Origin of the sequence: Erwinia sp. S43 (assembly GCF_016624745.1) — a bacterium.
Lineage (GTDB): Bacteria > Pseudomonadota > Gammaproteobacteria > Enterobacterales > Enterobacteriaceae > Erwinia > Erwinia coffeiphila.
In genome coordinates this window covers 45,463-64,460 of record NZ_JACVTX010000007.1, presented here as the reverse complement: position 1 = coordinate 64,460, position 18,998 = coordinate 45,463, and the positions used below count along the sequence as shown (strand labels likewise).

Annotated in this window: 14 protein-coding genes; 6 read left to right on the top strand and 8 right to left on the bottom strand. The window is 55.2% G+C overall.

Annotated elements, in window-relative coordinates; translation table 11 throughout:
* Positions 1 to 42 precede the first annotated feature (42 nt).
* Positions 43 to 2,121 (bottom strand): EAL domain-containing protein, encoded by a 2,079-nt coding sequence (locus IBT47_RS11340; RefSeq protein WP_200560526.1) that lies wholly within the window; start codon positions 2,119 to 2,121, stop codon positions 43 to 45.
* Between the two features lie 452 nt (positions 2,122 to 2,573).
* On the opposite strand from IBT47_RS11340, the gene sbmA reads away from it, so the two are divergent.
* Positions 2,574 to 3,800, top strand: a complete 1,227-nt coding sequence (gene sbmA / locus IBT47_RS11335) for a peptide antibiotic transporter SbmA (RefSeq protein WP_200560525.1) — start codon at positions 2,574 to 2,576, stop codon at positions 3,798 to 3,800.
* A 102-nt stretch (positions 3,801 to 3,902) separates the two neighbouring features.
* On the opposite strand, the gene IBT47_RS11330 is transcribed toward sbmA, so the two are convergent.
* Positions 3,903 to 5,543, bottom strand: coding sequence for a dihydroxyacetone kinase subunit DhaK (locus IBT47_RS11330; protein ID WP_200560524.1), 1,641 nt, complete (start codon positions 5,541 to 5,543; stop codon positions 3,903 to 3,905).
* Positions 5,544 to 6,234: 691 nt separating this feature from the next.
* On the opposite strand from IBT47_RS11330, the gene leuA reads away from it, so the two are divergent.
* Complete coding sequence (gene leuA / locus IBT47_RS11325) at positions 6,235 to 7,911, top strand: 2-isopropylmalate synthase (protein WP_200560523.1); 1,677 nt, start codon at positions 6,235 to 6,237, stop codon at positions 7,909 to 7,911.
* Here the strand turns inward: leuA and IBT47_RS11320 are convergent.
* Together IBT47_RS11320 and gltP are read right to left on the bottom strand one after the other, a co-directional pair.
* Positions 7,890 to 8,657 (bottom strand): helix-turn-helix transcriptional regulator, encoded by a 768-nt coding sequence (locus IBT47_RS11320; protein WP_105592195.1) that lies wholly within the window; start codon positions 8,655 to 8,657, stop codon positions 7,890 to 7,892. The two genes, leuA and IBT47_RS11320, sit on opposite strands and share 22 nt — an antisense overlap.
* A 143-nt stretch (positions 8,658 to 8,800) precedes the next feature.
* Entirely contained in the window at positions 8,801 to 10,099 is a 1,299-nt protein-coding gene (gene gltP, locus IBT47_RS11315) for a glutamate/aspartate:proton symporter GltP (protein WP_105592196.1), read from the bottom strand.
* A gap of 520 nt (positions 10,100 to 10,619) precedes the next feature.
* Between gltP and acs the strand changes: the two genes are divergently transcribed.
* The 3 genes from acs (at position 10,620) to actP (ending at position 14,702) form a co-directional block, all read left to right on the top strand.
* On the top strand, positions 10,620 to 12,575 hold the full coding sequence (gene acs, locus IBT47_RS11310) for an acetate--CoA ligase (RefSeq protein WP_200560522.1): 1,956 nt from the start codon (positions 10,620 to 10,622) through the stop codon (positions 12,573 to 12,575).
* 160 nt (positions 12,576 to 12,735) lie between these two features.
* Positions 12,736 to 13,047: a DUF485 domain-containing protein gene (locus tag IBT47_RS11305; RefSeq protein WP_105592198.1), complete on the top strand. Its 312-nt coding sequence runs from the start codon at positions 12,736 to 12,738 to the stop codon at positions 13,045 to 13,047.
* Positions 13,044 to 14,702: a cation/acetate symporter ActP gene (gene actP, locus IBT47_RS11300; RefSeq protein WP_200560521.1), complete on the top strand. Its 1,659-nt coding sequence runs from the start codon at positions 13,044 to 13,046 to the stop codon at positions 14,700 to 14,702. The genes IBT47_RS11305 and actP overlap by 4 nt, the downstream gene beginning before the upstream one ends.
* A 66-nt stretch (positions 14,703 to 14,768) precedes the next feature.
* Here the strand turns inward: actP and IBT47_RS11295 are convergent, their stop codons facing one another.
* From IBT47_RS11295 to IBT47_RS11280, 4 genes are all read right to left on the bottom strand, one after another.
* Complete coding sequence (locus IBT47_RS11295; protein WP_200560520.1) at positions 14,769 to 15,731, bottom strand: Rpn family recombination-promoting nuclease/putative transposase; 963 nt, start codon at positions 15,729 to 15,731, stop codon at positions 14,769 to 14,771.
* Between the two features lie 434 nt (positions 15,732 to 16,165).
* Entirely contained in the window at positions 16,166 to 16,711 is a 546-nt protein-coding gene (locus IBT47_RS11290) for a YfaZ family outer membrane protein (RefSeq protein WP_105592201.1), read from the bottom strand.
* Between the two features lie 144 nt (positions 16,712 to 16,855).
* Complete coding sequence (locus IBT47_RS11285) at positions 16,856 to 17,554, bottom strand: LrgB family protein (protein WP_105592202.1); 699 nt, start codon at positions 17,552 to 17,554, stop codon at positions 16,856 to 16,858.
* Entirely contained in the window at positions 17,547 to 17,978 is a 432-nt protein-coding gene (locus IBT47_RS11280; protein ID WP_172606570.1) for a CidA/LrgA family protein, read from the bottom strand. The genes IBT47_RS11285 and IBT47_RS11280 overlap by 8 nt, the downstream gene beginning before the upstream one ends.
* Before the next feature lie 109 nt (positions 17,979 to 18,087).
* On the opposite strand from IBT47_RS11280, the gene IBT47_RS11275 reads away from it, so the two are divergent.
* Positions 18,088 to 18,990: a LysR family transcriptional regulator gene (locus IBT47_RS11275; protein WP_200560519.1), complete on the top strand. Its 903-nt coding sequence runs from the start codon at positions 18,088 to 18,090 to the stop codon at positions 18,988 to 18,990.
* The last annotated feature ends 8 nt before the right edge of the window (positions 18,991 to 18,998 follow it).

The following is an 18,998-nucleotide window of genomic DNA, read 5'->3' as shown; positions in this document are numbered from 1 at the left end:
CAGATGCAGGGGCGGCAAACGTCGCCCCTGCCATTTATCCGCTTAGAACTCTTTCAAACGATCTTCAGAGGGCTGCGGGCGGCCAAAATAGTAGCCCTGGAACAGAGTACAGCCCTCTTCCTTCAGTCGTTCAAACTGCTCGTTGCTCTCCACGCCTTCGGCGGTGATCTGAATATCCAGACTGCGGCTCATTCCGGTAATTGCCCGGATAATCGCCAGCGCCTCGCGGCTGTCTTTCATATCGTTAATAAACGATTTATCGATTTTGATCTTGTCGAACGGGAACGAGCGCAGATAGCTCAGCGATGAGTAGCCGGTGCCGAAATCATCCAGCGCAATACGCACGCCCAGCGCCTTGAGCTTCTGCAGGATATCGATATTCACCGAGGTATTGTCCAGCAGTACCGACTCGGTGATCTCCACCTCAAGACGATGCGGAGCCAGGCCGGACTCTTTCAGCGCCGCTTCCACTACCGACACCAGCGCGCTGTTTTTAAACTGCATCGGCGACAGGTTCACTGCCACACTCTGCCCGTCCTGCCAGCTGGCGGCTTCACGACAGGCCTCGTGCAGCGCATACGCCCCCAGGCTGTGGATTAGCCCGGTTTCCTCGGCAATCGGAATAAAGTCCATCGGCATAATCATGCCTTTTTCCGGGTGGTGCCAGCGCATCAGCGCCTCATAGCCAATAATATGCTGATGCTGGTTATTGGTAATCGGCTGGTAGTACAGCTTCAGCTGGCGGCAGCTAATCGCTTCGCGCAGATCGTTTTCAATCATCCGCCGCTTCGCCGCCAGCTCGCCCATCTGCTCGGTGAAGTATTCGAAGCGGTTACGCCCGTTACGTTTGGCTTCATACAGCGCCATATCGGCACAGCGCAGCAGGTGCTCCGGCGTACTGATCCCGCGCTCGGCAATCGCGATTCCAATGCTCAGACCGACGGAAAGATTATGCCCGTCAACGTTGAACGGTGGGCGAATGGTTTCAATCAGACGGCTGGCAACGATTTCCGCCTCTTCCGCCTGCTTCAGGCCCGGCAGCACAATAGAGAACTCATCGCCACCGGTACGCGCCAGCGTATCCTGCTCGCGCAGCACGCTGCGCAGCCGTACCGCCACGGTGCGCAACAGATCGTCGCCCACCTGATGGCCCAGCGCATCGTTAACGTTTTTGAAGTTGTCCAGATCGAGGCACAGCGTGGCGGTAATTTTCCGCTCTTCACGATCGGCACGCAGCGCATCATTAAGCCGCTGGCTGAACAGGACACGATTTGGCAGGCTGGTCAGATTATCGTGATGCGCCATATGGTGAATGCGCGCGTCGGCTGCGCGCTGATCGGTAACGTCGTCGGCGATCAGCAGCACATAATTATGGGTGGCGTCGTTACCGCGAATAATTGACGCAGTGGCATTGATAATGCGATCGCGCCCGCGGCTATCCAGCAGACGCTCGCTGCGGTGCATCCCCCCTTTGCGCTGCGCCGCGTCAGAAAGCTGCATAAAGTATTCGCCCATTTCCACCGTCATACACTGCGAAAGCTTCTTGCCGACAAAGTCTTCCTGCACGCCGCCGAGCAGCTGCTGCGCTTTATTGTTAATCAGCAGGATTTCACGGGTGACGACATCTTCCACGATGACGCTGGACGGAATATTGGTCACGATGGTGTCGAGGAAGGTCGACAGCGCAGCCATTTTCTCACTGTGCCGCTCGGCCAGTTCACGGGCTTCGCGCATCTGCTCTTCATACTCGCGCAGTTCAGTGCAGTCACGGGTGATTTTAGCGAAGCCCAGCAGCTCACCGCTGTCGGTACGGATCGCATCAATGATCACGTGTGCCCAAAATGCGCTGCCGTCTTTGCGATAGCGCCAGCCTTTACTTTCGTAACGACCGGTGTCACGAGCGATGCCCAACCCGTACTGCGGTAAACCCTTTTCCTGATCCTGGTGGCTGTAAAAACAGCTGAAATTTTTGCCGATGATCTCGTCCGGCAGATACCCTTTGGCCCGCTGGGCGCCTGTATTCCAGTTCGCGACGGTACCATCTGGTTTCAGCATATAAATGGCGTAGTCAACCACGCTCTGAACCAGAAGCCGATACATTACATCTGAGTTTTCATTCATTATTATTTTCACCCGGTTGCTGGCAGCTATTTCTCTTCAATGGAAAGATACTGCCGGCATGCAATCAATACGCCATCGGATGGCGCACACGCTGATCCTGCCCACATCCTGTGGGAACACAACTCCTGTCGTGCCTGTGACGGACAGTCTCCTGGGGAGGGACGAAAACCGCTGCGTGCTCAGGCAGGTTCGCCTGTCGCCCCGTCGGCGTTCATTATCTGCTTTGTTGAATAAACATTCAAAATGCAAATCGCGTTTTTTCGTTAATCTGACTTCATTTGTTAGTAAATAGTGGGCTTCAGGCAGGGAAAATAGAGTAGCCAGGTAAAAATTCAGCATAAACGATAATTTTTCGCCCTGAGAAACGGCCTGGAAATTAATGGAAACACTGTTAGCGAGATTCCTCACAAACAATCACGGTATAACCGTTACAAATTCGCAGTGGAGTTTCTATGTTTAAATCCTTTTTCCCCCGGCCTCTGCTGTTCTTCAGCAGCGCGGCGCTGTGGAGCCTGATGGCTATTCTGTTCTGGTTCGGTTTTGCCGGTAGCCACCTCGCGCACCTGATGCAGTTCTCTCCGGTTGCCCTCGGCCCGTTGCCGAACAACGCCCTGTGCTTTATTGCCCCCAGCGAACTCGGTTTCTATAGCTACTATTTGCTTGCAGCGCTGCTGTTTGCCGGTTTCTGGGCGCTGTTCAGCCCGCATCCCTGGCAGCGCTGGTCGGTACTCGGCAGTGCGCTGATTATTTTTGTCACCTGGTTTTCCGTGCAGGTTGGCGTGGCGATCAACCGCTGGTATGAACCTTTTTATGACCTCGTACAGCGGGCGATGGCGCATCCGAATACGGTAAAAATCGACACGCTCTATGGCCAGATTGGCGGCTTCCTCAGCATCGCGCTGATTGCCGTAGTGATTGATGTGCTGAATCTGTTTTTTATCAGCCACTACGTTTTCCGCTGGCGTTCAGCGATGAACCACTACTATATGTCCCACTGGCCGCGCCTGCGCGGTATTGAGGGTGCAGCGCAACGCGTGCAGGAAGATACCATGCGCTTTGCCTCCACGCTGGAAGATATGGGGGTGAGCTTTATTAACGCCATAATGACGCTGATTGCTTTCCTGCCGGTGCTGGTCGCCCTGTCGGTGCACGTCAAAACCGTGCCGATTATCGGCAGTGTCCCCTACGCGTTAGTGATTGCCGCCGTCACGTGGTCAATTCTCGGCACCGGCCTGCTGGCAGTCGTGGGTATCAAGCTGCCGGGGCTATCCTTCCGCAATCAGCGGGTGGAAGCGGCCTATCGTAAAGAGCTGGTGTATGGCGAAGACGACCCCCAGCGTGCGCAGCCACCTACGGTCAAGACATTGTTTCATAACGTGCGGGTCAATTACTTCCGCCTCTATTTCCATTATCTCTACTTTAATATCGTGCGTATTTTCTACATCCAGCTGGATGCGGTATTCAGTATTTTTGTCCTGTTCCCATCGATTGTCAGCGGAGCCATTACCCTCGGGCTGTTAACGCAGATCACCAACGTCTTCGACCAGGTTCGCGGTTCGTTCCAGTATCTGATTAACTCGTGGACAACGCTGGTTGAACTGCTGTCGATCTACAAACGTCTGCGCAGCTTTGAGCATACGCTGGATACGCTGCCAGAGACGGAAAGCAGCGCTATCTGATGGAATGCTGGAGTCTGGAGTCTGGAGTCTGGAGTCTGGAGTCTGGAGTCTGGAGTCTGGAGTAATGGCCGCCGCCCGGGGCGGCCATCGTCAACAATCAGGCTATTTTTCGGCCAGTGCGGCGAACACTTTTTCAACCGCATACGCACCGGGATCTTTCACGCCGTCCAGGCTTTCTGCATTCAAATAGGAAGCGCGCCCTGCTCCGGCGCTGCGCATCAGACTGGTGCTCTCGGCCCCTTCACGTGCGGCTTGCGCAACAGCAGCCAGATCTTTCCCCTCAGCCAAAGCGTTAAACGCAGGGTCCAATGCATCAATCATCGTACGCTGCCCGACCCGCGCACCGCCGTAATGCTGCATACGCTCCAGACCGTATTGCAGCGCCTGCGGCAGCGGCTCGCCCTCTTCCAGGCGCTGACCGGCGGCAGTGAACATAATCGACATCAGCACGCCCGATGAGCCTCCCATCACCGTCGCCAGCTTTTCGCCAATAACGTTTAGCAACTGCCCGGTCCGATCGAGCGGCAGCGACTGCTCTTCGCAGGCCTTGAGGAGGCTTCTGGCGCCGGCGGCAAATGTTGAACCGGTATCGCCATCGCCCACTTTCGCATCCAGATTGTTTAACTCGCTTTCCTCAGCAATCAGCGTCCGGCAAAGGGTGGTCAACAGTGCGGCCACTTTATCGTTAGAGGAAGGCGTAAAGGTCGGCTGTCGATCGAGGGTCTTCGCCGGTGCTTCCACCAGCGTTGACGGTGAGACAGCCTCTGTCCAGCCCGCCGCTTCCACTTTCGCCAGCAGCGCCTTCTCAAACTCATCATCCAGCCGCAGAACAGACAGCGAGAATCCTTTCATATCCAGCGCGCTGACCAGCGTTGCCGGCCCCAGCAGCAGCCGAACCTGCCTGCCAATCGGCGAGCGCAGCACTTCCCGCGTCAGTACCGCCATCTCCAGCATCGAAAAACCGCCGAGATTATTGATTAACAGCGCCAGCGGTCGATCGCCTGTGTGAGCGGCAAGGCGCTGCACCATTTGAGCGACGATCTCCACACTGTTCTGAGTTTTCAAGGTCGATGCACCCGGCTCGCCGTGAATCCCCATCCCTAACTCGCAGGTTCCGGGCTTAACGCGGTCATCACGTGCTTCTCCCGGAATATGGCAGCTGCTGAAGGCAACGCCGATGGAGGCGGTCTGCTCAATGGCTTTCTGCGCTAATGCGGTGACATCGGCCAGGCTCTTCCCCTGTTCAGCGGCATAACCGGCAATTTTATGCACCAGCGCCGTACCCGCAATGCCACGAGGCTGAGGGTTGTCCGGCAGCGCGATATCATCCTGCACCATCACCATTTCCACCCGATACCCCAGCTGTTTGGCTTTCTCCGCCGCCAGACCAAAGTTCAGCCGATCGCCGGTGTAGTTCTTGACGATAAGCAGGCAGCCTGCCTCACCGGTTACGTTAATAATGGCGTGCAGCACGGCATCCACACTGGGTGAAGCAAAAACATCACCGCACACCGCGGCACTCAGCATTCCTTTGCCGACAAAGCCGATGTGGGCAGGTTCGTGGCCGGAACCGCCGCCGGAAATCAGCGCAACTTTCGATCGGTCCCAGTCACTGCGCACGACAATACGCAAATCTGCTCCCAGCGCGAGACGGCTAAGATTATGAAAAGGCGTACTTAACAGCGAGCCTTCTATCGCCTCGTTGACCAGATGTTGCTTGTCGTTCATAAAAAACTGACTCATCTTATCTCCTTAACTCGGGCATACACTCTGCACAGGTGGCAACCTGCACGATGCTATAACTGTAGTAAAAATCCCTAAAGCAATCGTTACGCAAACGGCGCAATACGTTTCCAGCGCTTTAAAAGCATTGAAATAATTTTTTCCTTCACCCGTTAGTAGAAAACTTATCAACTCTGATTAGTTATCTAAGTAATAATGTCGGCGTAAATTTAAATATCTTCATGGTAAGTTTATCCAGAATTATTTTATTCATAGTTAATTACAATGTTTAACCAAAAATAAAGACTGAGAGATTGAAACTCATACGGGTGTGCACCTTATTCATCCTTATTCACTTTTTGCATACGCGAAATACCATTTTAAATTGCAGCATCAATCACAATTTCGGTTAATTAAGATGAAAAATAATCTAAAAGAGTCTACAAATAATGACAGGTGTCCGAATAAGATTGTTATCAACCTGGCAAATTATTTAACTAAGCCGCCGGTTTACCGCAGAAAAAGGCAGATAATATTCGGAAAGGGCATCGTATATAAACGCTAACACCAGGGCGTCAAAAGGGGCAGATGATGTGATCTGTTCCTTTTTTTTTCGACCTGTCACTTTTCAGCATCAGGTTGTCAGCTTTGCGTCGGTCAATACCGGCGATCCCCACGCAGAATAGAGCCTCTATCACAAGGAGGAATGACTATGCTGCAACAACCCAACGACAAATATCGCGCTTTTCCCCCGGTGGCACTGAACGATCGTCAGTGGCCAGGTAAAACGCTGACCCAGGCACCGCGCTGGCTCTCTACCGATCTGCGCGATGGCAACCAGTCGCTGGCCGAGCCAATGGACAGCACGCGTAAAAAGCTGTTCTGGCAGCTGCTGTTGCAGTGTGGTTTTAAGGAAATTGAAGTGGCTTTCCCTTCCGCTTCACAGACCGATTTCAATTTCGTTCGCGAGCTGATCGAACAGCGGATGATCCCGGATGACGTATCAATACAGGTGCTGACCCAGGCTCGTAGCGATCTGATCGACCGCACCTTTTTATCCCTTGAAGGGGCGAAAAATGCCACGGTACACCTTTATAACGCCACCGCGCCGGTATTCCGTCGACTGGTATTCCGCCAAAGCAAAGAGCAGATTATCGAACTGGCGGTGAATGCGACCCGCCTGATCCGTCAGCGCAGCGAGGAACAGCCGCAGACTAACTGGACCTTTGAATATTCGCCGGAAACATTCTGTTTTACTGAGCTCGACTTCGCGCTGGAAATCTGCGAGGCGGTTGCCGCCGTCTGGCAGCCCTGCGCGGAAAGACCGATGATCGTCAACCTGCCCGCCACGGTGGAAGTCAGCACGCCTAATGTCTATGCCGATCAGATTGAGTACTTCTGCCGCCATTTCTCCTGGCGTCCTGAGGTTTGCATCAGCGTCCACCCGCATAACGATCGCGGCACCGGCATCGCTGCCGCCGAACTGGCCCTGCTGGCCGGAGCAGACCGGGTGGAAGGCTGCCTGTTTGGCAACGGGGAACGCACCGGTAACGTCGATTTGGTGACCATGGCGCTGAACTTTTATACCCAGGGCATCAACCCAGGGCTTGATTTCAGCCAGATGAAGCAGGTGGTCGATCTGGTTGAGCAGTGCAACCAGCTGCCGGTTCACCCACGCCATCCTTACGCCGGGGAGCTGGTGTTTACCGCCTTCTCCGGTTCACACCAGGATGCAATTAAGAAAGGCTTTGCTGCCCGCAAAGAGCAGCAGGATAACGTCTGGGAAGTGCCTTATCTGCCGCTGGACCCGGCGGACATCGGCTGTAACTATGAGGCGGTGATCCGCGTTAACAGCCAGTCAGGAAAAAGTGGCGCGGCCTGGATGATCGAGCAAAATCACGGCCTGGTCCTGCCACGAGCACTTCAGCAGGATTTCAGCCAGCGGGTACAGCAGGTCACCGACGGCGAAGGCAAAGAGATGACCCAGGCCGCTATCTGGCAGCTGTTCCGCCAGGCGTATGGCCTGACCGCACCAGAGCTGCAGCTGGGGGAATATCGCAGCCAGAGCGACAGCCATGGACAGCTGCAGTTTGAGGCCAGCGTACAGCAGGATAACCACCCCTACGCTGTGGCAGGTCGGGGGAACGGACTGCTGTCGGCGGCGGTCGACGCGCTGCGCCAGGCGTTTGACGTCTCCTTTACCATTCAGGATTATCATGAGCACACTCTGGGTCAGCGCAGCGACAGCCGCTCAGTCGCCTATCTTCACTGCACCTTTGCCGGCAATCACAGTGCCTGGGGGGTGGGTATCGACAGTGACGTTTCCCGTGCTTCGCTGCAGGCGCTGCTGAACGCGCTGGCGCAGGGTCAGCTGGCGGGTGGGAAGTAGTCGCTGGGCGCCACGCCCATAATGCGGCGGAACATTGCGCTGAACGCACTCTGGCTTTCGTAGCCCAAATCGAGTGATACCGTCAGCACCGAGTCTCCCCGTGCTAAACGCGCCAGCGCTTCCATCAGCCTGGCGCGCCTTACCCAATCGCTGAACTGCAGCCCGGTTTCCTGATAGAAACGGCGTGCAAGCGTACGGCTGCTGACGTTAATGCGCCGGGCGCTGTTCTCCAGCGTCCAGCTCTCTCCCGGTTCGGCCCTCAGGGCATCACACAGCGAAATCAGCGCCTCGCTCTGCGGCTCCGGCAGGCTGAACGGCAGTTCGGTCATGACACGGATCTCATCCAGTATCAGCTCATAAATTCGCTCCGCCCGGCTGGCGGGGGCATAGGATTCCGGCAGTGCCAGCGCGCTGACAATCAGCTCGCGCAACAACGGGGATACCTGCACTACCTGACAACTGGCTGGCAGATCGGCACGCGCCAGCGGATCGACAAACAGCGTTCGCGCCGCCACGTTACCGGTCATTTGCAGCGCATGAGGTACGCCCGCAGGCAGCCAGACGCCGCGACCCGGCGGCACAATCCAGTGGCCCAGATCCGTTTCAATACGCACCACGCCGCTCAGCGTATGGACCAGCTGTGCGCAGTTATGATGATGCCTCGGCTCACTGTCGCCATGGCGATAATCATGCGCGTATGGCACCAGCGGGCGGGTAGCAAACGAAAAATCAACGGAAGATGACATAGGATTCCCGGAGGTGAGCAGGAATTTAAGCTTAACAAAGACTCGGGCAGAAAGCGGGAAAAAGAGAAGGCGGGCGGAGAGGCAGCGGCGAACAAGGAAGGAAATCAGGCGGGCCGCGATCGGCCCGCCTGATAAGGACACTATCAGGAATGAACGGCTTTCAGCTGCGCCTCGTAGGCAGAGGCCTGCTTCGTATCAAACTGATGCTCCCACTTGGCGACAACCAGCACCGCCAGCGCATTACCCACTACGTTCAGTGCGGTACGTGCCATATCGAGGATACGGTCAACGCCGGCAATAAATGCCAGTCCTTCAAGCGGGATGCCCACGCTGCCCAGCGTCGCCAGCAGCACCACGAAAGAGACGCCCGGTACGCCAGCGATCCCTTTCGACGTCACCATCAACGTCAGCACCAGAATGATTTCGTCGCCCAGCGACAGGTTGATGCCGTACAGCTGCGCGATAAAGATCGCCGCAATACTCTGGTACAGCGTTGAACCGTCGAGGTTAAACGAATAGCCGGTTGGTACCACGAAGCTGGTGATCGACTTCGGCGCGCCGTAGGCTTCCATCTTCTCCATAATACGCGGCAGCACGGTTTCCGAACTGGCGGTGGAGTAAGCCAGAATCAGCTCATCTTTCAGAATGCGGAACAGCACGGTGATACGCAGCTTACAGATACGCGCAACGGCTCCCAGCACCACAAAGGCGAAGAAGGCGATAGCGGCGTACACCAGAATCACCAGCTTGGCCAGCGGCCACAGCGAAGCAAAACCAAAGTTAGCCACGGTCACCGAGATCAGCGCAAATACCCCAACCGGCGCATAACGCATAATCATGCTAGTCACTTTAAACATCGCTTCTGAGGTGGAACGGAACACTTTCACCAGCGGGTCACGATGTTCAGACGGCAGCGACGAGAGGCCCAGACCAAACAGCACCGAGAAGAAGATAATCGGCAGCATGTCACCTTTGGCGATAGCAGCGAAAATATTCTGCGGAATCAGCGACAGAATGGTGGTGACCAGGCTGTGAGGCTGGCCCTGAACCTGTGCCGTTGTGGCTTCATATTTAGAGATGTCCACCGTTGCCAGCGTCGACATATCAATGCCGGAACCGGGTTGGAATACATTCGCCAGAGTAATACCTGTCACAATGGCAATGGTGGTAATCACTTCAAAATAAACAATCGTTTTAACGCCAATACGTCCGAGTTTCTTGGCATCCCCGACGCCGGCGATGCCAACAATCAGCGTGGAGATAACGATCGGTACAACAATCATTTTGATCAGGTGAATAAAGATGTCACCGGCAGGGCTGAGAATGTTAGTGACTAACCATTCACGTTCCCCTGGTTGATTATGCAGAACCGCCCCAACGACGATCCCCAGTACCAACGCAATCAATATTTGCCAGGCAAGGCTGAGTTTTATTGCTTTCATAACGAGTCTTTTCCTTAACATAACCTGCTTTCCGCGCGGAGCTTGCGGAGTGAATGACACTCAAGGGAGGCAGACCGAAACCGGTCAATTCACAGGTAATGGATGGTTGATACCTGTATTCAGGCGCGTAATCAGTACCATTTTAAGCGCCATTAATGCAAGCCTGAGAAAGATGTATCTATTTTGTTAATTTCCGGCAGGATAAAGCTCTGATTTTAACCACACCAGACTAAGTTATTGTTATGGTTAACAATATTAAATCATTAAAACAACATAACTATGCACAGCCCTGCTATTAGTCGTGTCAAACTAACGGTCTGCTTGCGCTTTTTTTGTACACTACACCGCCGTAAATTCGCCTTTTTCCTATCGCTTCCTTCTCTTTATGACAATGTCTCACCCCGGTTTCATTACGCTGGGTTATGGCGTGATCTGCCGCTCAAAAAGAAAACAAAGCCTTGCAGGCATCTTCACTTAACCATTGATTGACATATTATTAACATCTTCAAGGAGGCCAGCCATGAGCCAAATACATACGTACCCTGTTCCCGCGAATATTGCGGAAAATACCCTGATTAATGCTCAGCAGTACCAGTCGATGTACCAGCAATCAGTGCAGGACCCCGATGCATTCTGGGGTGAGCAAGGCAAAATACTTGACTGGATCAAGCCTTACAGTACGGTGAAAAATACCTCTTTCGCCCCGGGTAATATTTCGATTCGCTGGTTTGAAGATGGCACCCTGAATCTGGCTGCCAACTGCCTGGATCGCCACCTGCAAACGCGCGGTGACCATCCGGCCATCATCTGGGAAGGCGATGACGCCAGCGAAAGTAAAACCCTCACCTATCGTGAACTCCATCGCGACGTGTGCCGCTTCGCCAATGTGCTGCAGGGGCTGGGCATCAATAAAGGCGACGTCGTAGCGATTTATATGCCGATGGTGCCGGAAGCAGCGGTTGCCATGCTGGCCTGTGCCCGCATTGGTGCCATTCATTCGGTCATTTTCGGCGGTTTCTCGCCGGAAGCCGTCGCCGGACGTATTATCGACAGCAACGCCAGACTGGTGATTACCGCCGATGAAGGTGTTCGTGCGGGTCGTAGCATCCCGCTGAAGAAGAACGTCGATGACGCGCTGAATAACCCTGCGGTGACCAGCGTGAAAAACGTGGTGGTATTTCGCCGCACAGGTCGCGATGGCGGCTGGAACAGCCAGCGCGACCTGTGGTGGCACGAACTGGTAGCCAACGCCAGCAGCGAGCACCAGCCGGTTGAAATGAACGCCGAAGATCCGCTGTTTATCCTCTACACCTCCGGTTCTACCGGCAAGCCGAAAGGCGTGCTGCACACCACCGGTGGCTATCTGGTGTATGCCGCCACCACCTTTAAGTACGTGTTTGATTACCATCCGGAAGATATTTACTGGTGTACCGCCGATGTCGGCTGGGTCACCGGCCACAGCTATCTGCTCTACGGGCCGCTGGCCTGCGGGGCAACCACGCTGATGTTCGAGGGCGTGCCAAACTGGCCAAAACCAAGCCGCATGGCGGAAGTGGTTGATAAGCATAAGGTGACGATTCTCTATACGGCACCGACGGCGGTCCGTGCGCTGATGGCCGAAGGCGATAAGGCGATTGAGGGTACCGATCGCTCTTCCCTGCGTATTCTGGGGTCAGTCGGCGAGCCGATTAACCCGGAAGCCTGGGAGTGGTTCCACAAGAAAATTGGTAACGGGCGCTGCCCGATCTCCGATACCTGGTGGCAGACCGAAACCGGTGGCTTTATGATCACCCCACTGCCCGGAGCAACCACCCTGAAACCGGGTTCGGCCACCAAACCGTTCTTTGGCGTTCAGCCTGCGCTGGTCGACAACGAAGGCCACCCGCAGGAAGGTGCAACCGAAGGCAATCTGGTGATAACCGATTCATGGCCGGGCCAGGCGCGAACGCTGTTCGGCGATCATGAACGTTTTGAACAGACCTATTTCTCAACGTTTAAGAATATGTATTTCAGCGGTGACGGCGCGCGCCGTGACGCCGATGGCGACTACTGGATCACCGGCCGCGTTGACGATGTGCTGAACGTTTCCGGCCACCGCCTGGGTACCGCAGAGATCGAATCCGCGCTGGTATCGCACCCGAAAATTGCCGAAGCCGCCGTGGTTGGCATTCCTCACAGCCTGAAGGGCCAGGCGATTTATGCCTATATCACCCTGAACCACGGTGAGGAACCCTCGCCGGAACTGTACACCGAAGTGCGTAACTGGGTGCGTAAAGAGATTGGCCCAATTGCCACGCCGGATGTACTGCACTGGACCGATTCCCTGCCGAAAACCCGCTCCGGCAAGATCATGCGACGTATTCTGCGCAAAATCGCCACCGGGGATACCAGCAATCTTGGAGACACCTCAACGCTTGCCGATCCGGGCGTAGTGGAGAAACTGCTGGAAGAGAAACAAGCCATTAAAATGCCGTAAATCTGATGGGGGCCTCAGTGCCCCCATTGCGTAACTGCCGCAGAGCAGCCCGTCGTCTTTCGTCTTAATTTTCAGCACCATGAAGTTATAACAAGAAAACCAGGCCGTCGAAGCCATGCTTCTGCTATCCCGGTATAACTCTACCTCTGGAGACGCTGTGATGAACGATGTCATTTATCAACGCATAGAAAAAAGCGCCCGATTTAAAGAACTGGTCAGAAAACGCCAGAGCTTTGCCACCCTGCTGTCCCTGATTATGCTGGTCCTCTACGTCGGTTTTATTCTGCTGATTGCCTTTGCGCCCGGCTGGCTGGGCACGCCGCTGCATGACGGTACTAATGTCACGCGCGGTATCCCCATCGGCATCGGACTGATTGTTATCTCCTTTGTGCTCACCGGCGTTTACGTCTGGCGCGCTAACGGCGAGTTCGACCGCCTGACCCGTGAATTGCTGAACGAGGTGAAAGGATGAAACTTCGCCGTCTCACGCTGGCTCTGCCAGCCCTGCTGCCTTTCGGTACACAGGCTGCCGATGCGATTACCGGTGCGGTTGAACGCCAGCCAACCAATGTTGAAGCCATTGTCATGTTCCTGATTTTTGTGGCTGCCACTCTGGGCATTACGTACTGGGCTTCCAAACGTACCCGATCCCGCAGTGATTACTACACCGCCGGCGGCAATATTACCGGTTTTCAAAACGGGCTGGCGATGGCCGGGGATTTTATGTCTGCCGCCTCGTTCCTTGGCATTTCCGCGCTGGTTTATACCTCCGGCTACGATGGCCTGATTTATTCACTCGGCTTCCTGGTCGGCTGGCCGATTATTCTGTTCCTGATCGCCGAGCGCCTGCGCAATCTGGGCCGCTACACCTTTGCCGATGTGGCCTCCTACCGCCTGAAGCAAAAGCCTATTCGCACCCTCTCCGCCTGCGGTTCACTGGTGGTAGTGGCGCTGTACCTGATTGCGCAGATGGTCGGGGCCGGTAAGCTGATCCAGCTGCTGTTTGGGCTGGACTACCACGTTGCGGTCGTGCTGGTCGGCATTCTGATGGTGATGTATGTGCTGTTCGGCGGCATGCTGGCCACCACTTGGGTGCAGATCATCAAAGCCGTGCTGCTGCTGTTCGGTGCCAGCTTTATGGCCATCATGGTGATGAAAACCGTCGGGTTCAGCTTCAATAACCTGTTTACCGAAGCGATGAAGGTCCACCCGAAAGGCATTGAGATTATGCGCCCCGGCGGACTGGTGAAAGACCCGATATCCGCGCTATCACTCGGCCTTGGCCTGATGTTTGGTACCGCAGGGCTGCCGCATATTCTGATGCGCTTCTTTACCGTCAGCGATGCCCGCGAGGCGCGTAAAAGCGTCTTTTATGCCACCGGCTTTATGGGCTACTTCTACTTCCTGACCTTCATCATTGGTTTTGGTGCGATCCTGCTGGTCGGTGCTAACCCGGCCTTCAAAGATGCCGCCGGTGCACTGATTGGCGGCAATAATATGGCCGCGGTTCATCTGGCTGACGCGGTTGGTGGCAGTATGTTCCTCGGCTCTATCTCAGCGGTGGCCTTCGCCACGATTCTGGCGGTGGTAGCCGGGCTAACCCTCGCGGGCGCATCGGCGGTTTCCCACGATCTGTACGCCAGCGTGTTCCGCAAAGGCCAGGCGACCGAGCGTGAAGAGCTGAGAGTATCCAAAATCACCGTGCTGGTGCTCGGCGTAGTGGCGATTGCGCTGGGCATACTGTTTGAGAAGCAAAATATTGCGTTTATGGTCGGGCTGGCCTTCTCGATTGCTGCCAGCTGTAACTTCCCGATTATCCTGCTATCAATGTACTGGTCAAAACTGACCACGCGCGGTGCAATGGTCGGCGGCTGGCTGGGGCTGATTACCGCCGTCGTCCTGATGATCCTCGGCCCGACCGTTTGGGTACAGGTGCTGGGGCACGAGAAGCCGGTTTATCCTTATGAATATCCGGCGCTGTTCTCTATGCTGGCAGCCTTTATCGGCACCTGGCTGTTCTCCGTCACCGATAACTCAGCAGAAGGTGCGCAGGAACGTCTGCGCTTCCAGGCTCAGTTCGTCCGTTCACAAACCGGTATCGGCATTGAAGGCGGCAAAGGGCATTAACCGATCGCTACAGGGGCGGGCCGGATGCCTGCCCCATCACGGATAAGCCACGGCCTGGATGGATGATTAATGATCCAATTTGGCAAGTTCATCTTCCGACAGGCCGGTAATGTCTGCTACCGTCTGCCGCTCGAATCCCTTCGCCAGCATTTTTCTCGCCAGGGATCTTGTGACATCCATCGCCCCCTCAAGGCGGCCTTTTCTCAGCCCCCTTTCCATGCCTTTTTCAATCCCTTTTTCCTCTCCCTGTTCAAAAAAAAACTGATTGCCGTTCTGCTCAAACCATTCTGCCAGCCTCATCATTCCCTCCTTGTATCCAGACGTTCGGCGAGACAACTCCTGAGCAAAGGCATGCGGTGAGGGCGTCCTGCCAACCTGTAACATATAATTGAACAGCGGTTTCAACTGCTCCTCGCCAGTGTAGCCAGCGAACATTAGCGTGACCAGCGGCTCCAGCAACTCCGAAAGATCGCGCTGGCGAATATGCTTCTGCAGCAGTTCCAGTATCGCCATTCGGCGATGTTGCATGATTTCATCATCCGCAATAACCGTCACATCAACCAGTGGGAAGTCACCACCGTAGAGCTGAGCTGCCCGCTGCGGATCGCTAAACGCCTGCAGCCAGCTCATCGAATAGGGATAAGGCGTGACCCGACCGTGATAAAAAAGTATCGGCACCACCAGCGGCAGAGTCTCATTTCCGGCATCAAGATGGCGCTGCATGACGGCAATGGCGTAACGCATTAATCGAAAGGCCATTAGCCTGTCGGGCGTGCTTTGATGTTCAATCAGCGTGTAAATATAGCCCTCACCGTTGAGGGTTTTGACCGAATAGAGTACGTCGGAATAGTGGGCGCGGAGATCCTCTTCAATAAAGCTCCCTGATTCCAGTGCGAGGGTATCAAGACGGCACGCATTTAACAGGTCCGCCGGTAGATAGATCTGTAAAAAGTCACGTGCGGTATCCACGTGGCCTAATATCTTTTTAAAAATCGCATCATGCGGCGTTGGCGTTTGAGTTCCTTTCATCGCCGCAAGATGATTTATTTTTCAGAGGCGGGAAAGGAGAATTTTTATTTATTCTCTGCGCCTGCGGCAGCCATTCCTTTTTTTTCTGAAATGGCATGTTTGCAATAATAAAAGTCCCGAGCGAGATCCAAAAATCATCATTCACTATTTCAGTCCAAAACGCCGGTCGGGTATTTTAAATTCAGCAGAAAGGCAGAATAAACGAGGATAGAGGTTGGCTAACAGTGAACGGTAAGCAGTAAGCAGTAAGCAGTAAGCAGTAAGCAGTAAGCAGTAAGCAGTAAGCAAATTATCAACCAGCAGGTATAAGACAACTGCCCTACGGATGAATAACACAGCGGACTAACGGGACGAAAACAGGCTCAATGCCCATTCTCACCCCGTTCAGCTTCAGCCGCGCAGGTTTGCGCGGTTCGAAGTGTAAGCCAGCCCGATTAGAAGTGCAGCGCGGCACCGACGTAAGGACCGTCGGCCACAACGTTGTCTTTACGACCGTCTTTGCCGTTCATGGTCATGTACTTGTAACCTACATTCACATCAATCAGCGAAATCGGCTGGAAGCTAACACCGGCAGAGGCTTCCTGGTAATTATCGATATGGCTGGAGAAGGAGTCAGGCGAGTAGAAGTACTGGCCGTAAACATTGAACATTTTGGTAACCGGCACCTTCACACCGCCACCAACGGCGATGGCGTAGCCATCTTTGGTGTCTTTCGGGTTGGTCGACATGGCTTTGATGGTTGGGGACAGCATCACATCACCGATCGCCACGTTATAGCCGAGACCCAGGCTGCTGACGTTGCCATCATGATCGCTGCGCAGCCAGTCACCGGATAAGGCAAAACCCGGAGTACTGGTGCCCAGGCCGACGTGTACGTCGGTGTAATCTTTGCCGACGCTCACGCCGCCATCAATCGCCTGAGCCGTTCCTGCCAGCGCCAGCAGCGCCAGAGCGCCGGTTGTCATTGCCACTTTTTTCATTGTTCTCTCCCAATTAATTTTACTCACGCCTGAAAACGGCGGTGGTGCAGCGTAAACCAACTGTTTTAAGAATTATATGAGAAAGAACTAAATGGTAATAAATTTGATTAATCTTACAAAAGAGTGAGTAACCAGATATTTCCGTCAGGCGCTGACCCACATAATATGGCCGACTATCGGCGCGATAACCACCGTCAGCACTCCGGAAAGCATCATTACCAGGCTGGACACCACGCCCTCCTGCGGGCCGAGTTCGTAGGCCCGCGCGGTACCGGCACCGTGAGAGGCAGCGCCGAAGCCTGCGCCTTTCGCCATGCCCTGTTTGATCGCCAGGCGCAGGAACAGCAGATCACCGACAGCCATGCCGAAGACCCCGGTGATCACCACAAACAGCGCCACCAGATCGGGCTTACCGCCCAGCTGTTCAGCCGCCGCCAGCGCAAAAGGCGTGGTGATCGAGCGCACCGCCAGGCTGCGCTGGATCTCTTCCGGCAGCGTCAGCAGGCGCGCCAACCACACCGAGCTGCAGATTGCCACCAGCGTGGCGGTGATCACCCCGGCAGTCAGCGACAGCCAGTGGCGGCGGATAATCGCCGTGTTTTCATAGACCGGCACCGCGAAAGCCAGCGTCGCCGGGCCGAGCAGCCACAGCAGCCAGCGGCTTTCGCCAATATAGTCCTGCCAGCTGATATGGGTGACCACCAGTAGCGCCACCAGCACCATTGGAGTCATGACCAGCGGCATCAGCAGCAGACGATGCCAGCGGCGATACAGCCGTTTATTAGCAAAGTAAATCAGCAGAGTTGCGGCCAGGCACAGCACGCTCAGGACAAAATCATTCATGGTGCTGCCTCTGCTGTTTACGCGCGGCCAGCCACAGCTCAAAACGGCTGACCCGATCGACGACGATGCTGGTTGCCGCCAGCACCAGCAGCGTGCTGAGGGTAATCACCAGCAGGATACGCCAGCCCTCAACGCGCAGCAGTTCGGAGTAGTTAACTACCGCTACGACCGCCGGAATGAAGAACAGCAGCATTTCGGCCAGCAGCCAGTTAGACCCGGCCTTCACCCAGCCAATCGGCAGGATGCGCAGCATGATCATCGCCAACAGCAGCAGCATGCCGACGATATTGGCCGGCAGCGGGAGGTGCAGCCAGCTCACCAGATGTTGTGAAAAAACAAACAAACCGACATACAGCATCACCTGTAGCGGAACCTGAACCCGTAGCAGCCAGCCCGTTTTCACCGGGTCTGTCATGGTGGCCATCGCTTTATTACCCCTTTGGCAGCAATTTTGCTGTGATTATTATAAAGGGGTAACAAAGCGTGAAAAAAATGACTTAATATTATTCCAACTATGCCAAACAGGAATGATTATGGACGTTCGCGCCCTGCGCTATTTTGTTGAAGTTGTCCGCCAGCAAAGCTTTACCCGGGCCGCCGAACAGCTGTATGTCACCCAGCCGACCATCAGCAAAATGCTGCGCCAGCTGGAGGATGAACTCGGCTGCACCCTGTTAATGCGCGAGGGCCGCAAGCTGCACCTGACCGATACCGGCCAGGCGGTCTATCAGCGCGGGTTGACCATTTTGCAGGAGTTCAAGCAGCTGGAAGCGGAAATCAGCGATCTTAACGAGCTGAAAACCGGCGAGCTGCGGCTGGGTATTCCGCCGATGGTCGGCATGCAGATCGCCGGGTCGATCTCCGCTTTCCGCCAGCGCTATCCCGGCGTGGAGCTGAAAATTTCCGAATTCGGCGGCCTGACCGTTCAGCAGGCGGTGCTGTCAGGCAGCCTGGATATCGCCATGACCGCCCTGCCGGTAGCCGACGATCTGCCGCTTAACGCACTGCCGCTGATGAGCCATCCGCTGTGCGTGCTGGTGCCGCGTACCGAAGCCTGGCTGCGGCGCACGCACCTCAAACTCAGCGAACTGGCCGGGCAGCCGATTCTGATCTACAACGAAGAGTTCTCCCTTAACCGCCAACTGATGCGCGCTTTTCAGGCCAGCGGCTTCACGCCGCAGATCGCCGTCCGCAGCGGGCAGTGGGACTTTCTGGCGGCGATGGTACAGGCCGGAATGGGCGTAGCTATCCTGCCCGAGCCGATCTGCCAGCGGCTGGATAAAAGCCAGCTGCTGTGGCTGCCGCTGGAGTCGGACCTGGTGTGGAAGCTGGGGCTGATCTGGCGGGAGGGAAGCTATCTTTCACGCAGCGCCCAGGCGTGGATTGCCTGCTGCCGCGAGTTCTGGCCGGGCAGCACACCCGGACTGGCGGTTTAACATCATAA